This window comes from Kitasatospora sp. NPDC058032, assembly GCF_042885845.1.
Taxonomy (GTDB): Bacteria; Actinomycetota; Actinomycetes; order Streptomycetales; family Streptomycetaceae; genus Kitasatospora.
The window spans coordinates 177063-191667 of sequence record NZ_JBHVRK010000007.1 but is presented as its reverse complement, the minus strand read 5'-3'; the positions used below and the strand labels follow the sequence as shown (position 1 = coordinate 191667).

13 protein-coding genes are annotated in these 14605 nt (G+C 74.6%); 12 read left to right on the top strand and 1 reads right to left on the bottom strand.

The features are described 5' to 3' along the window. The first annotated feature begins 18 nt into the window (after positions 1–18). From ACFVUH_RS14320 to ACFVUH_RS14300, 5 genes are read left to right on the top strand one after another with little or no spacing between them, the layout of a single operon-like run. Positions 19–237, top strand: a complete 219-nt coding sequence (locus ACFVUH_RS14320) for an MbtH family protein (RefSeq protein WP_355363095.1) — start codon at positions 19–21, stop codon at positions 235–237. Beyond that, on the top strand, positions 234–497 hold the full coding sequence (locus tag ACFVUH_RS14315) for a phosphopantetheine-binding protein (RefSeq protein ID WP_355363097.1): 264 nt from the start codon (positions 234–236) through the stop codon (positions 495–497). Before ACFVUH_RS14320 ends, ACFVUH_RS14315 begins: the two co-directional genes overlap by 4 nt. Next, complete coding sequence (locus ACFVUH_RS14310; protein WP_387913350.1) at positions 494–2029, top strand: condensation domain-containing protein; 1536 nt, start codon at positions 494–496, stop codon at positions 2027–2029. The genes ACFVUH_RS14315 and ACFVUH_RS14310 overlap by 4 nt, the downstream gene beginning before the upstream one ends. Beyond that, positions 2026–4059 carry a N,N-dimethylformamidase beta subunit family domain-containing protein gene (locus ACFVUH_RS14305; protein ID WP_387913348.1) on the top strand — a complete coding sequence of 678 codons (2034 nt, stop codon included), beginning with the start codon at positions 2026–2028 and terminating at the stop codon, positions 4057–4059. The genes ACFVUH_RS14310 and ACFVUH_RS14305 overlap by 4 nt, the downstream gene beginning before the upstream one ends. Further along, a complete protein-coding gene (locus tag ACFVUH_RS14300; RefSeq protein ID WP_387913346.1) occupies positions 4019–4495 on the top strand; it encodes a MarR family winged helix-turn-helix transcriptional regulator in 477 nt (158 codons plus the stop codon). Before ACFVUH_RS14305 ends, ACFVUH_RS14300 begins: the two co-directional genes overlap by 41 nt. A gap of 147 nt (positions 4496–4642) precedes the next feature. Here ACFVUH_RS14300 and ACFVUH_RS14295 read toward each other — a convergent pair whose 3' ends face one another. Then, the gene (locus tag ACFVUH_RS14295) at positions 4643–5287 is read right to left on the bottom strand and encodes a GntR family transcriptional regulator (RefSeq protein WP_380686076.1); all 645 of its coding nucleotides are present in this window, start codon (positions 5285–5287) and stop codon (positions 4643–4645) included. Between the two features lie 129 nt (positions 5288–5416). On the opposite strand from ACFVUH_RS14295, the gene ACFVUH_RS14290 reads away from it, so the two are divergent. Genes ACFVUH_RS14290 through ACFVUH_RS14260 form a run of 7 tightly spaced genes read left to right on the top strand, consistent with a single transcriptional unit; the run spans position 5417 to position 14603 of the window. After that, positions 5417–7405, top strand: coding sequence for a beta-galactosidase (locus ACFVUH_RS14290; RefSeq protein WP_387913344.1), 1989 nt, complete (start codon positions 5417–5419; stop codon positions 7403–7405). A 9-nt stretch (positions 7406–7414) separates the two neighbouring features. Beyond that, positions 7415–8764, top strand: coding sequence for an aminomethyl-transferring glycine dehydrogenase subunit GcvPA (gcvPA, locus tag ACFVUH_RS14285; RefSeq protein ID WP_355363109.1), 1350 nt, complete (start codon positions 7415–7417; stop codon positions 8762–8764). Beyond that, complete coding sequence (gene gcvPB, locus ACFVUH_RS14280) at positions 8761–10335, top strand: aminomethyl-transferring glycine dehydrogenase subunit GcvPB (RefSeq protein WP_387913343.1); 1575 nt, start codon at positions 8761–8763, stop codon at positions 10333–10335. Before gcvPA ends, gcvPB begins: the two co-directional genes overlap by 4 nt. After that, entirely contained in the window at positions 10332–11435 is a 1104-nt protein-coding gene (locus tag ACFVUH_RS14275; protein ID WP_355363113.1) for an NAD(+)/NADH kinase, read from the top strand. The genes gcvPB and ACFVUH_RS14275 overlap by 4 nt, the downstream gene beginning before the upstream one ends. Then, positions 11432–12244 carry an SDR family NAD(P)-dependent oxidoreductase gene (locus tag ACFVUH_RS14270; protein ID WP_387913342.1) on the top strand — a complete coding sequence of 271 codons (813 nt, stop codon included), beginning with the start codon at positions 11432–11434 and terminating at the stop codon, positions 12242–12244. The genes ACFVUH_RS14275 and ACFVUH_RS14270 overlap by 4 nt, the downstream gene beginning before the upstream one ends. A gap of 59 nt (positions 12245–12303) precedes the next feature. Continuing rightward, entirely contained in the window at positions 12304–13620 is a 1317-nt protein-coding gene (locus ACFVUH_RS14265) for a sugar ABC transporter substrate-binding protein (protein ID WP_355363117.1), read from the top strand. Further along, the gene (locus ACFVUH_RS14260) at positions 13617–14603 is read left to right on the top strand and encodes a carbohydrate ABC transporter permease (RefSeq protein WP_387913339.1); all 987 of its coding nucleotides are present in this window, start codon (positions 13617–13619) and stop codon (positions 14601–14603) included. Before ACFVUH_RS14265 ends, ACFVUH_RS14260 begins: the two co-directional genes overlap by 4 nt. Positions 14604–14605: the final 2 nt, after the last annotated feature.

Sequence of the window (14605 nt, the reverse complement as noted above, 5' to 3'; positions counted from 1 at the left end):
GTGAGCCCCGTGAACCCCGTGAGCAGCACCGAAGCCCCGTACCAGGTGGTCGTCAACGACGAGGAGCAGCACGCCCTCTGGCCCGCCGCCGCCCCGCTGCCCGCCGGCTGGCGCGCCGAGGGGTTCAGCGGCACCGAGGAGGAGTGCGCCGCCCACGTCGACCGCGTCTGGCCGGACATCCGTCCGCTCGGCCTGCGCCGCCGCCTCGCCGAGCGGACCGGTGGTGATGCCCGATGACCGCCCCAGCCGACCTCGCCCCCGTGCGCGCCCGCCTCGCCGAACTGGTCAGCGCCGCCACCGACGGGCAGCTCACCGTCGCCGAACTCCTCGCCTCCGAGGAGTCGTTGACCGCCCTCGGCGTCTCCTCGCTGGCCCTGCTGCGGCTCGCCGACAGCCTGGAGGAGGAGTTCGAGGTGCTGATCGACCTCGGCGACCCCGCCCTGCACGCCGAGGGCCTGACCGCCCTCGCCGCCCGTCTGTACGAGCACGCCGGATGAACGGAGCGACCACCGCCGCCGGCCCCGCTTCCGCAACGGTCCGCACCGCCCCCTCGGCCGTTCCCTTCACCGGCGCCCGGGCCGGTCGCGCCCCGCTCACCTGGGGCCAGCGCGCCATCTGGCACGCCATCGGCCGCACCGCGCCCAACGACCACTACTTCAACCTCGGCCGGATCCTCCCGCTCGCCGACCGCGGCGCGCCCGTCGACGGGCCGCGGCTGGCGGCGGCCGTCGCCGCGCTGCTCGGCCGGCACGAGGCGCTGCGCACCCGGCTCGCCCTGGGCGAGGACGGCGAGCCCGGTCAACTCCTCTTCGCGGAAGGGGAGATCGCCGTCGAGGTGTACGAGGAACCCGACCCCGCGCGCACCGACCTGGCCGCCGAGGAGCTGCTGGCCGGGCTCACCGGACGGCGTTTCGACTACACGGGGGAGTGGCCCGTGCGCTTCGGCGCGGTGCGCTGCGGCGGGCGGATCACCCACGCCGTGTTCGCCCTGTGCCACCTCGCCGCGGACGGGCACGGCGCCGAGGTACTGGTGCGCGACCTGCGGCTGCTGGTCCGGCGCGGCTCGGCCGGCCGCCCCGCCGCCGGTACCCCGTACGACCTCGCGCACGCGCAGGCCGGTCCGGCCGGGCGTCGCCGGGGCGCGGCGGCGCTGGCCCGCTGGGAGGCCGACCTGCGGCGGATGCCGCCGACGATGTTCGCCGAACCGGTGGCCGAGCCGCGCGCGCCCCGGTTCTGGACCGGGCGGCTGGTATCGGCGGCGCTGCCCCGGGCGGTGGACGCGCTCGCGGCCGTCCACCGGGTCAGCGGCTCGACCGTGCTGCTCGCCGCCGCGGCGGCCCTGGTCGCCGCCGACCGCGGCCACCCGTCGGCGGCCATCATGCCGATCGCCGGGAACCGGGCCGCCGCCGACCACCGCGAGCTGGTCAGCACGCTCTCCCAGGACGCCCTGGTCGTGCTCGACCTGCCGGAGGACCTCGACGGCGGAGCCGTCTTCACGGACCTGCTGCCCGCGGCGTGGCGGGCCGCCCTGGCCGGCTACCGGGCCGCCGCCTACGACCCGGTGGAGTGGGACGCGCTGCTCGCCCGGATCGCGCGGGAACGCGGCACCGAGGTGCACCCGTACTGCTGCTTCAACGACATGCGGCTGGTGGAACGGCCGTTGTCGGCCGCGCAGTTGCCGACGGCGGAGGAGCTGGACGGGCTGCGGCGGCGCACCGTGCTGGACTTCCCGGCCACCCAGGAGCTGGTGGCCTGCCGGTACTGCCTGCACCTCACCGGCGACGACTCGGCGCTCACCGTCACGCTCACCGCGGACACCGCCCACCTGCCGCCGGCGGCGATCCACGCTCACCTGCGGGCGATCGAGGAGGTGCTGGTCGCCTCGGCGGCCGGCGACCCGCCCCGGCTCGCGGCGCTGCCCGGGCTGCTGGACCGGTTCACCGACCGCGAGTTCACCGAGCACGGGTTCACCGAGCACGGGCCCGCCGAGCACGCGCCCGCCGCCGAGCACCGGGACCCGGCCTCGTGACGGCGGCCGGCCCCGACGGCGTCCCGCGTCCGCTGGCCGCCGCCGAGGCGACCTCGTGCGTCCAGGGCGGCCGGCTCCGCTTCCGGCTCGGCGCCCGGGGCACCGCGGGCCGTCCGCTGCGCGGCCGGGTGGTCGTCACCGACGAGGTGAGCGGGGAGGTGCGGCTGAAGGCGGCCCTCACCGGCGTCACCCGGTGGGACCTCGACGTCCCCGCGCACTGGCCGAGTTCGCTCTACCGGGCCAGCTTCCACGACGAGCGCCCCGAGCAGCCCGCGCCCGAGCGCGACGCCGAGCACGAGGTGTGGTTCGTCGTGCGCGCCGCCCGCCCCGGCGCGGGCTCCGGCACAGTGGTCTCGATCCCGTTCGCCACCTGGCGCGCCTACCACCGGGCCGGGCAGCCCGGCCGGGGCCTCTACTACGCCGAGCAGCCCGGTCGCGCCGCCCGGGTCCGGCTCGACGCCCCCGGCGGCGGACCGCCGCCCGAGCGCTGGGAGGAGCCGCTGCTGCGCTGGCTGCCCCGGGCGGGGTACCCGGTCGAGTACTGCTCGGGCCTCGACCTGGACGACCGCTCCTTCACCCGAACCCTGTCCCGCTACCGGCTGTTGGTGGTCAACGGGCACGACGAGTACTGGTCCGCCGGCATGCGCGACAGCGTGGAGGAGTTCGCCCGCCGGGGCGGCAACCTGGCGTTCTTCGCGGCCAACACGGCCTGGTGGCAGATCCGGATCGAGGAGGAGCCCGGCGGCGGTCGCTCGCTGGTCTGCCACCGTGACGCCGCCGCCGACCCCGTGACCGCCACCGACCCGCGCCGGGCCACCGTCGAGTGGTCCAGCTCCCCGGTGGAGCGGCCCGAGAACGCCATGACCGGCGTCAGCTTCCGCAACGGCGCTGGAGCCTGGGGCGACGGCATGGCGGTGATCGGCCGCGAGTCCTACACCGTGCGCTTCGCCGACCACTGGGTCTTCGAGGGCACCGGCTTGGCCGACGGCGACGGCTTCGCCCGCGGCTCGCTCGGCTACGAGACGGACGCCGCCGAACTCGACTGGTCCGCCGGTGTGCCCCGGGCCACCGGGCGGGACGGCACACCGCGCTCCTTCGCCGTGCTCGCCACCGCCGACCTGCGGCACTGGCGCCGCCACGGACAGGGCGGCTGGGCGACCATGGGCGTGTTCCGGCTCGGCGCCGGCACCGTCTTCAACGCCGCCACCATCAACTGGGGCCGGGCGCTGGGTGATCCGGTGGTCGACCGGATCACCCGCAATGTGCTGGACCGGCTCGGCGGCGCCGCACCGGTGCCGCGCTGGCACACCGTCGGGCGGGCGGACGGCGTCCGCGCGCTCGCCGCCTGCGAGGGACTGCTGTTCGCGGTGGCCGCCGACGGCACCACGCTGCTGCACCGGGAGCCGTCCGACCAGAACCTGCCGTGGACGCCGTGCCCGCCCGCCGAGGGCCCGTCGGCCGAGGGCCCGCCGCCGAGGATCCGCTGCCTCACCGCACCGCGCGAGGCCGCCGGCCCGATCCCGCTGGCACTGCTCGCCGTCACGGAGGACGACCGCCTCCTCGCCCGCGACCCCGTCCCCGGCCCGGCCCCCTGGACCCCCGTCGGCCGCACCCCGCCCGGCACGGCCGCCCTCGCGATGTGCGACGGCACGCTGTTCGCCGTCACCCCGCACGACGACACCCTGCACCACCGCCCCGCCACCGACCCGGACGCGCCCTGGCGCCCCCTGTGCCGCGCGGGGGCCGCCACCGCCCTCACCGTCCTGGCCGGCCGGCTGCACGCCACCACCCCCGCCGGCCTCACCACCCGCCCGCCGACCACCACCCCGGACCCGCCCTTCACCCCCGCCACCCCGTTCCCCCCGACCCGCACCCTCACCTCCTACGCCGGCCGCCTCCTCTCGACCACCCCCACCGGCCACCTCCTCACCCACCCCGGGCCGGGGCCGTCCGGTACGGTGAGGGCGGACGAGAGGAGGGGCGGGGCGGATGTCCACAGTGCCCGGGGACGACGGTCTGAGTGCGGATGAGGCGGTCCGTGCGATGCTGCTCCTCATGCCGAGGGTGGCGGCGCGGTTGAAGCGCACGCCGTTGCCCGAGCGGTTGCGTTCGGCGAATCTGGCGCCCCGGCACCTGTCGATGCTGTCCTATCTGGTGTTCGACGGGCCGATGCCGGTGAACCAGTTGGCGGCGCGCCTCGAGGTGGCGCCGACCACGGTGAGTCTGATGGTGAGCGACCTCAGTCGGCAGGGTGTGGTGGAGCGCGAGGCCGATCCGGCGGACCGTCGCCGCACGATCGTGGCCATCACGGAGGAGCCGGAGACCAGGGCCGCGATCGAAGGCTGGCTGGCCAACGGCGCGGCCTCCTGGCGCAGCGCCTTCGAGCCGCTGGCGCCCGAGGAACGGGCCCTGTTCGTCCGCACCATCGAGGCCTACGAGAACGGCGCCTCCGGCTCCCGCGACTGAACCACCCCCGCGACCGGACCACCCCCGCGACCACCACGCGGTTCGTCGGACGCGTCCGGGCAACGGGTCCTGGCACGGGACGGCGCGGTGGACGCCGGCGCCGCCCGCCACCCGCACCCCGGGTGGCGGGCGCCGCCGCGTGGCGGGTCAGTCCGCCGGCAGGTGCGCGAGCATCCGCTCCATGCCGCCGATCCAGTTGGCCCGCAGTGCCGTGATGGCGCCCGGCAGGTCGTCCGCCAGGAGCCGGCGGGCGATCTCGCAGTGCTCCTCCGACTCGCGGGCCACCGGCTCGTCCTCGGCGACGACCAGGTTCTCGTAGCGCCGCATTCCGGCCTTGACCCGGGTGAGCAGGTCCAGCAGCCGCTCGTTGGCGCAGCCGCTGAGCAGCAGGCCGTGCCACTCGTCGTCGCGCCGGTCGACGGTGGAGTGCGCGGCCACCTGGTCGGGGAAGCCCTGGGCGAGGTCCAGCAGCCGGGGCGCGATGGTCCGCAGGTGCTCCGGGTCGGAGGACTCCAGCGCCAGCGCCTCCAGGGCCGCGACGATGGCGACCAGTTCGCGGAACTCCTTGCGGCTGACCGGCGCGAAACGGAAGCCCCGGCCCTGGCTGCTCTCCAGCACGCCCTCGCCCGCCAGCGCGATCAGGGCCTCCCGCAGCGGGGTGCGGCTGACGCCGAGTTCGGCGGCCAGGACGGCCTCGTTGACGTCGGTTCCCGCCGCGAACTCGCCGCGGGTGAGGCGGTCCATCAGCTCGTCGCGGATCTGCTCGCGCAGCGGACGGCGCTCGATCGCCATCGCGTCCCCCTGACTTCCGGATTGAGGCCCACCTCTTGACCCCCTCCAGTGTACTGCACTATGCATTTTGAATACAAAATGCGGAACGAGATGGAGACGGGGTGGCCGACCCCGGGAAAGGGGCATGGCATGGGCCTGACACGGTTACCGGGTCTGCTGTTCGGCGGCGACTACAACCCCGAGCAGTGGCCCGAGGAGGTGTGGCGGGAGGACGTCCGGCTGATGGCCGAGGCCGGCGTCAACCTGGTCACGGTCGCGGTCTTCTCCTGGTCCCGGCTCGAACCCGGGCCCGGCCGCTACGAGTTCGACTGGCTCGACCGGGTGCTCGACCTGCTCCACGCCAACGGCATCGCCGTCGACCTCGCCACCGCGACCGCCACCCCGCCGCCCTGGCTGGTCCGCGCCCACCCGGAGATCCAGCCCGTCGACGCGGCCGGCACCCGGCTGGAGTTCGGCTCGCGCCAGGGCTACTGCCCCTCCTCCCCGGTGTTCCGCGCCGCCACCGTCCGCCTCGCCCGGGCGATGGCCGAGCGCTACCGCGAGCACCCGGCGCTGGCGATGTGGCACGTCAGCAACGAGTACGCCGACCACACCGCCGAGTGCTTCTGCGCGGAGTCCGCCCGCGACTTCCGCCGCTGGCTCCAGGACCGCCACCGCTCCCTGGACGGCCTCAACGCCGCCTGGGGGACGTCCTGCTGGGGCCAGCACTACACCGACTGGACGCAGGTCGAGCCGCCCCGCAAGGCCCCAGGACCGGTCAACCCGGCCCAGCTGCTGGACTGGCGGCGGTTCTCCAGCGACGCGCTGCTCGCCTGCTTCGAGGCCGAGCGCGCCGTCCTCAAGGAGGTCACCCCGGACATCCCGGTGACCACCAACTTCATGAGCGTGCTGCGCGACCTGGACTACTGGACGTGGGCCGCCGGCGAGGACGTCGTCACCGACGACGCCTACCCGGACCCGGCCGACCCGCGCGCCGCGGTCAAGGCCGCGCTCAGCTACGACCTGATGCGCTCGCTGAAGCGACAGCCCTGGCTGCTCCTGGAGTCCGCGCCGAGCGCCGTCAGCTGGCGCGCGGTCAACGTCCCCAAGGACCCGGGGGTGATGCGCCTGCACAGCCTGCAGGCGCTCGCCCACGGCTCGGACGGCGTGATGTTCTTCCAGTGGCGCCAGGCCAGGTACGGCCCGGAGAAGTTCCACTCGGCGATGCTCCCGCACGGCGGCACCGCCACCCGCCGGTGGCGCGAGACGCTCGCCCTCGGCGCGGACGTCCGGCGGCTCGCCGAGGTGGCCGGCACCGACACCCGGGCCGAGGTCGCGCTGCTGCTCGACTGGGACAGCTGGTGGGGCCTGGAGGCACCCGAGTCGATGCCCTCCGACCGGCTGCGGCTGCACGAGCTGCTGCTCTCCTGGTACGCGCCGCTGCACGCCCGTGGCGTCGCCGTCGACCTGGCCCCGCCGGGGCGCGACCTCGCCGGCTACCGGCTGGTGATCGCCCCCAACCTCTACCTCTGCACCGCCGAGCACGCCGCCGCGCTGGCCGGCTTCCCCGGGCGGCTGGTGGTCGGCCCGTTCAGCGGCGTGGTCGACGCCGCCGACCGGGTGCACGAGGGCGGCGCGCCCGGGCCGCTGCGCGAACTGCTCGGGGTGAGCGTCGAGGAGTGGCGCCCACTGCCCGACGGCGTCACCCAGGAGGTCGTCACAGCGGACGGGACCGCGCTGACCGCCCGCACCTGGACCGAGTGGCTGGACACCTCCGGGGCCACCGAGGTCCTGGCCCGCTACCGGGGCGGCCCGCTGGACGGGCGCCCGGCCGTCACCCGGCGCGGCACCGCCACCTATCTCGGCTGCCTGCCCGAGGACCCGGCCCCGCTGCTGGACGAGCTGCTGGCCGACGCCGGGATCACCGGCGTCACCGGGCCGGGCCTGCCCGCCGGCGTCGAGGCCTGCCGCCGCGGCCCCTACCTCTTCCTGCTCAACCACGGCATCCGGCCCGCCGCGGTCCCGCTTCCCGTGGAGACCGGCTTCACCGACCTGCTGACCGGCCGTCCGCTGCCCGGCGGCCCGGTGACCGTCGCACCGCGCGACGCCGTGGTCCTGAAACCCCGACCGACGCCCTGAGGAGTGTGCGTGTCCCACCCCTACATCCCCAACGCGGGGCCCGAGACGCGGGCGGCGATGCTCGCCGAGATCGGCGCCCCCGACGTCGCGGAGTTCTACCGCGACATCCCCGCCGACCTGCGCCTGGACCGTCCGCTCGACCTCCCCGAGCCGTTCGCCGACGAGCAGGGCCTGACCCGGCACGTGCGCGGCCTGCTGGCGCGCAACACCGACCCGGCCGCGCTGCTGAGCTTCCTCGGCCACGGCTGCTACCCGCACTACGTGCCCGCGGTCTGCGACGAGGTCAACGGCCGCGGCGAGTTCCTCACCGCGTACGCGGGCGAGCCCTACGAGGACCACGGCCGCTTCCAGGCGCTCTTCGAGTACGTCTCGATGATGGCCGAACTGCTGGAGATGGACGTCGTCAACGTGCCCACCTACGACGGCTACCAGGCCGCCGGCACCGCCCTGCGGATGGCCGCGCGCCGCACCGGCCGCTCCAGGGTGATGGTCGGCGCGGCGATCGCGGCCGACAAGCTCGCCAAGATCCGCGACTACCTCGCCCCGGACATCGAGGTGCTGCTCGCCCCGGTGGCCGACTCCGGGGAAACGGGCGAGGTGCGGCTCGACGACACCTTCGCCGCCCTCTACCTGGAGACGCCCACCGTGCACGGCGTCGTCGAGACCCGCGGGCGCGAACTCGCCGACCTGGCGCACGGCGTCGGCGCCCTGCTGGTGGTCGGCACCGACCCGATCACGCTCGGCGTGCTCGCCCCGCCCGCCTCCTGGGGCGCCGACCTGGTCTGCGGGGACATCCAGTCGCTCGGCATGCACCCCCAGTACGGCGGCGGCCAGGCCGGGTTCATCGCGAGCCACGACGACGAGCGGCTGGTCGCCGAGTTCCCGTCCCGGCTGTTCGGCATCGCCCCGACCGCGGTCCCCGGCGAGTACGGCTTCGGCGACGTCTCCTACGACCGCACCTCCTTCGCGCTGCGCGAGGAGGGCAAGGAGTGGGTGGGCACCGCCGCCGCCCTGTGGGGCATCACCGCCGGCGTCTACCTGGCGCTGATGGGCCCGCAGGGCATGCGCGAGATCGGCGAGACGATCCTCGCCCGCACCCGGTACGCGATGCGTGCGCTGGCCGCCGCCGGAGCCGTGGTGCGCCACCAGGAGGCCCTGCACTTCCGGGAGTTCGCCATCGAGGTGCCGGACGCCTGGGCGCTGCTCGCCGCCCTGCGCGGCCGCGGCATCCTCGGCGGGGTGCCGCTCGGGCCCCGGGAGGTGCTGGTCTGCGTCACCGAACAGCACTCCGTCGCCGACATCGACACCCTCGCGGCCGCCGTCGCCGAGGCCCTCACCGCTCCCGGAGGCACCGAGTGAGCACGCACGGAGCACCCGAACCGTTCGCCGCCCTGCCGGTGGCCGCCAAGCCCGGCCTGCGCCGCTTCCACCAGGCCCGCTGGGACGAGGAGATCGTCTTCGAACTGTCCCGGCCCGGCCGCCGCGGCGTGGGCGTGCCCGCCCCGGACGCGCCGCTCGTCGAACTGCCCGAGGGCGTCGCCCGCCGCACCCCGCCCGCGCTGCCCGAACTCTCCCAGAACCAGGTGGTCCGGCACTACCTGCGGCTCTCCCAGGAGACCCTCGGCGCGGACTTCAACATCGACGTCGGCCAGGGCACCTGCACCATGAAGTACAGCCCCAAGGTCAACGACTCCTTCGCCCGTGACCCGCGCGTCGCCGCCCTGCACCCGCTGCAGCCCGAGTCCACCGTGCAGGGCGTGCTGGAGATCTACTGGCGGCTGGAGCAGATCCTCAAGGAGGTCTCCGGCATGGCCCGGGTCTCCCTGCAGCCCGGCGCCGGCTCCGCCGCGATCTACGCCAACATCGCGATGATCCGCGCTTTCCACGCCGCCCGCGGCGAGGGGGAGCGGCGCGACCAGGTGATCACCACGATGTTCTCGCACCCCTCGAACGCGGCCTGCGCCAAGGTCGCCGGCTACGAGGTGATCACCCTGATGCCGGACGCCGAGGGCAACCCCGACATCGAGGCGCTGCGCGCCGCCGTCGGCCCGCGCACCGCCGCACTGATGATCACCAACCCGGAGGACACCGGGATCTTCAACCCGCGGATCCGCGCGTTCGTCGACCTGGTGCACGCGGCGGGCGGCCTGGCCTGCTACGACCAGGCCAACGCCAACGGCATCCTCGGCATCACCCGGGCCCGGGAGGCGGGCTTCGACCTGTGCCACTTCAACCTGCACAAGACCTTCTCCACCCCGCACGCCTGCGGCGGTCCGGCGGCCGGGGCGTGCGGCGTCTCCGCGGCGCTGGTGCCGTTCCTGCCCGGGCCGGTGGTCGACCGGGCGGGCGAGTCCTTCACGCTCACCGTCCCGGAGCGCTCGGTCGGCAAGATCCGGCCCTTCCTCGGCGTCACGCCCAACGTGGTGCGCGCCTACGCCTGGGTGATGGCGCTCGGCGCGCGGGGCCTGCGCGAGGTCGCCGAGACGGCCGTGCTCAACAACAACTACCTGCTGGCCAAGGTCGCCCGGATCCCCGGCGCCGGCGTGCCGTGGGCCGAGCGCCGACGGGTCGAACAGGTCCGCTACTCCTGGCAGCGGCTCACCGAGGAGACCGGCGTGCACTCGGAGGAGATCGGCGTCCGGGCGGCGGACTTCGGCGTGCACTACTGGACCAGCCACCACCCCTACGTGGTGCCCGAGCCGTTCACCCTGGAGCCGACCGAGTCCTACTCCCGGGAGGACCTCGACGAGTACGCGGCGATCCTCGCCCACGTCGCCGACGAGGCCCGCAAGGACCCGGAGTTCGTCCGCGGCGCGCCCTACCGGCAGAGCGTGCACCGGATCGACCCGGCGACGCTGGACGACCCGGCGCAGTGGGCGCCCAGCTGGCGCGCGTACCTGCGCAAGTACGGCGCGAAGCGGCCCGGATGATCGTCGGCCTGATCGTGAACCCGGTCGCGGGCCTCGGCGGCGCCGTCGCCCTCAAGGGCAGCGACGGGGCGGAGGTCCAGGCCAGGGCGCTCGCGCTGGGCGCCGTCCCGCGGGCCCGGGCGCGCGCCGCCGCAGCCCTGCGCGCCCTGCGCGCCCGCCGCCCGGAGGTCCTGGTGCGCACCGTGGCCGGGCCGATGGGGGAGGAGAGCGCGCTCGCGGCGGGCGTGCGGTACCAACTCGCCCACCGGCCGCCCGCGTCGGGCACGGGCGCGGCCGACACCCGGGCGGCGGTGGCGGCGCTCGGCGTGGTGGACCTGCTGCTGTTCGCGGGCGGCGACGGCACGGCGCGCGACGTCCTGGACGCCGGCCCGCGCCCGCCGGTGCTCGGCGTGCCGGCCGGGGTGAAGGTCTACTCGGGCTGCTTCGCGGTGAGCCCGGCCGCGGCGGGCGCGGGCGCCGCCGCCTTCGACGGGCGGACCGTCGAGGCGGAGGTGGTCGACCTCGACGAGGAGGAGCACCGCGCGGGCGGCCCCGGCGTCCGGCTGTACGGGACCGTGCGGGTGCCGGCCGGGCGGGTGCGGCTGAGCGGGCGCAAGACCGGCTCCTCGGCGGCGCCGCCCGGCTCGGCGGAGTCCATCGCCCGGGCGGTGGTGGCGGCCATGCGGCCCGGCACCGCGTACGCGCTCGGGCCCGGCGCGACCACCCTGGCCGTCGGGCGGGCGCTCGGGCTGGAGCTGACGCCGCTGGGCGTGGACGTCGTGCGGGACGGCGCCGTGCTCGCCCGGGACGTCACGGAGCAGCGGCTGCTCACCCTTGCCATGTCACACGTGACGCAGGGCGTGCTGTCGGTGATCGGCGGCCAGGGCTTCGTGATCGGGCGCGGCAACCAGCAGTTCAGCCCCCGGGTGCTGGACGCGCTCGCCGGGGTCACCGTGCTCGCCACCCAGCAGAAGCTCGCCGCGCTCGGCGGGAGACCGCTGCTGGTGGACAGCGGCGACCCGATGGCCGACGCCGCGCTCGCCGGCCACGTCCGGGTGGTCACCGGACACCGTGAATCCGTGCTGTACCGCATCCAGTCGGCAAGTGAGGAGCTCCCATGAACGGCACCAACGGCATGACCGGCATCCCTGGCACGACCGGCACCCCCGGTACGACCGGCACCGGAACCCTGCGCAACAAGGTCGCCGTCGTCACCGGCGGTGCCTCCGGCATCGGCCGGGCCACCGCCCGGCTGTTCGCCGCCGAGGGCGCGGCGGTGGTGGTCGCCGACCTCGCGGACGCGGGCGAGGTCGTCCGCGAGATCGAGGCGGCCGGCGGCCGGGCGGTCGCGGTGCGCGCCGACGTCTCCTCCGAGACCGACTGCGAACGGATCGTCACCATCGCCGTCGAGACCTTCGGCGCCCTGCACGTCCTGTTCAACAACGCCGGCATCATCCGCCGCCAGACGGCGCTGGAGATCTCCGCCGAGGACTGGGACCGGGTGATGGCCGTCAACGTCCGCTCGGTCTACCTGATGTGCCGCTTCGCCGTCCCGGCGATGACGCAGGGCGGCTCGATCGTCAACACCGGCTCCGGCTGGGGGTTGAAGGGCGGCGGCAACGCGCTCTCCTACTGCGCCTCCAAGGCCGCGGTCGTCAACATGACCCGGGCCCTGGCGATCGACCACGCCGCCGCGGGCATCCGGGTCAACTCGGTCAACCCGGGCGACACCATGACGCCGATGCTCCGCGACGAGGCGCGCCAGCTCCGGGAGGAGTGGGCGGTCTTCGAGAAGGACGCCGCCGACCGGCCGATGGGCCGGGCCGGCTCGCCCGAGGAGATCGCCGCCGCGGTGCTGTTCCTGGCCGGTGACGCCAGCAGCTACATGACCGGCTCCGCCCTCGTCGTCGACGGCGGCGGCCTCGCCTGACCTGCGCGCCCGTCGTTCCCCCACCCTCATTTCCCTCACGAAAGCCCAGGAGGCACCCGTTGTCCGCTTTCACGAGAAGGTCAGCCCTGGTCGCCGCGGCGATCGCCCTGACCACCGTATCCGCCTGCAGTGGCAGCGGCTCCGGGGGCGTCGCCGGCGGCGGTGACCCGGCCGACGGCGGCAAGGTCACCCTGCGCTGGTCCACCTGGGGCTCGGCCGAGGACACGGCGGTCTTCAAGGCCTTCACCGACGAGTTCGCCAAGAAGCACCCGAACATCACCCTCAAACTGGAGCAGGTCGCCTCCTACGACGACTACCAGCCGAAGCTGCTCACCCAGCTCACCTCCGGGACCGCCCCCGACGTCTTCTACGTCGGCGACGACTACATCGGCAAGCTCGTCGCCGACGGCGTGCTCGCCCCGCTCGACGACAAGCTCGCCGGACCGGACAGCCGCAGCAAGCCCGCCGACTTCTTCGAGGGCATCTACGGCGGCGCCAAGAAGGACGGCGTCACCTACGGCGTCCCCAACGACACCAACCCCGAGGTGCTCTGGTTCGACAAGAAGGCCCTGGCCGCGGCCGGCATCACCGAGGACCCTGCCGCGCTCGACGAGGCCGGCCAGTGGACCATGGCCAAGTACCTCGAGATGAACGCCAGGCTCAAGGCCGCCGGCCTGACCGGCTCGATCTTCTGGAACTGGTACGGCGCCAACTACAGCGTGGTCAACGGCTTCGGCGGCAAGGTCTGGGACGGCGGGAAGTTCGCCGCGACCAGCGACCCGAAGACCCGCCAGGCGCTCAAGACCCTTGCCGACGGCTACCGGGACAAGACCTTCGCCTCCGCCGACCTGCTGCCCGAGGGCAACGGCGCGGCCACCCAGTTCGTCAAGCACAAGGCCGGCTTCTACGCCGGCGGCCGCTGGGTGATCGAGGGCATCGACAAGGGCGGCGACCGCGCGAACTACGACATCGTGCCGTTCCCGTCCGAGTCCGGCCGGCCGATCCCGGGCGCCGTGGCCGCCTCCTACCTGGCCATCAACAAGGACAGCAAGCGCCAGAAGGAGGCCTTCACCTTCCTGACCGAGTTCGTCAGCAAGGAGGGCCAGCAACTGCGGCTCAAGGGCGGCAGCGGCGTGCCGTCCGTGCGCGGCGCCGAGAACCTGGTGACCGACGGCAACTACCCGCCGCACGCCCGGACCTTCCTGGACGTGCGCGACCGGGGCTTCGCCAACTACCCGGACGAGGTCGCCGTCCCCGGCCTGACCAAGGCGATCAACGACCAGCTGATGAGGATCTGGGAGGGCAAGGTCGGCTTCGACGAGGGCCTGAGCCGGCTGCAGACCCTGGTCGACGACATGAAGGGCAAGCAGGGGTGAACGCCGTCACCCAGGCGACCGACCGGCGGCGGCGCAAGCGCTCCGCCGCCGGGCCGGCCCCCGCCGTCCCCGCCGCCCCCGCCTCGCACGGCGGCCGCGAGCCGCTCTGGCGCCGCCGCGACCGCCGCTGGGCGCTGCTCTTCCTCGCCCCCCAACTGCTCGGGCTGCTGGTCTTCCTGGTCGGCCCGCTCGGCTTCGCCGTCGTCCTGTCCTTCATGCGCTGGGACGGCCTCGGCGACGCCACCTGGGTCGGCCTGGACAACTTCCGCGCCCAGCTGACCGACCCGGAGTTCGGCCGCGCCGTGTGGAACACCGTCAAGATCGGCCTGATCACCGTGCCCGGCGGCCTCGCCCTCGCCCTGCTGATCGCCCTCGCCCTGCACGGCGTGCGCGGACGCACCGCGTACCGGATGGTCTACTTCCTGCCCGTCGTCACCAGCTCGGTCGCGGTCTCGGTGATCTGGCAGATGATCCTCGGCGGCGGCACCGACGGCATCCTCAACGGCACCGTCCACGACCTGTTCGGCCTCACCCTGCCGGACTGGCTGGCCGACCCGGACTGGGTGGTGGTCGCCGTGGCGGTGGTGACGATCTGGTCCTCGCTCGGGCTCAACGTCGTCATCTTCCTGGCCGGCCTCGCCACCATCCCCACCAATCTGCTGGAGGCCGCCCGGATCGACGGCGCCGGGCCGTGGCAGACCCTGCGCTCGGTCACCCTGCCGCTGCTCTCGCCCACCGTCTTCTTCACCGTGGTGGTGTCCGTGATCAGCTCGTTCCAGGCCTTCGACCTCGTCTACGTCCTGGTCAACCCGGACCACAACGAGGGCGCCCAGACCATCGTCTACAAGGTCTACCAGCAGGGCTTCCGGGAGTTCCACTTCGGCCTGTCCAGCGCCGCCGCGCTGCTCCTGCTGCTGCTCACCCTGATCGTCACGGCGGTCCAGTTCCAGGCGCAGAAGCGCCTGGTCCACTACGAGTCCTGAGG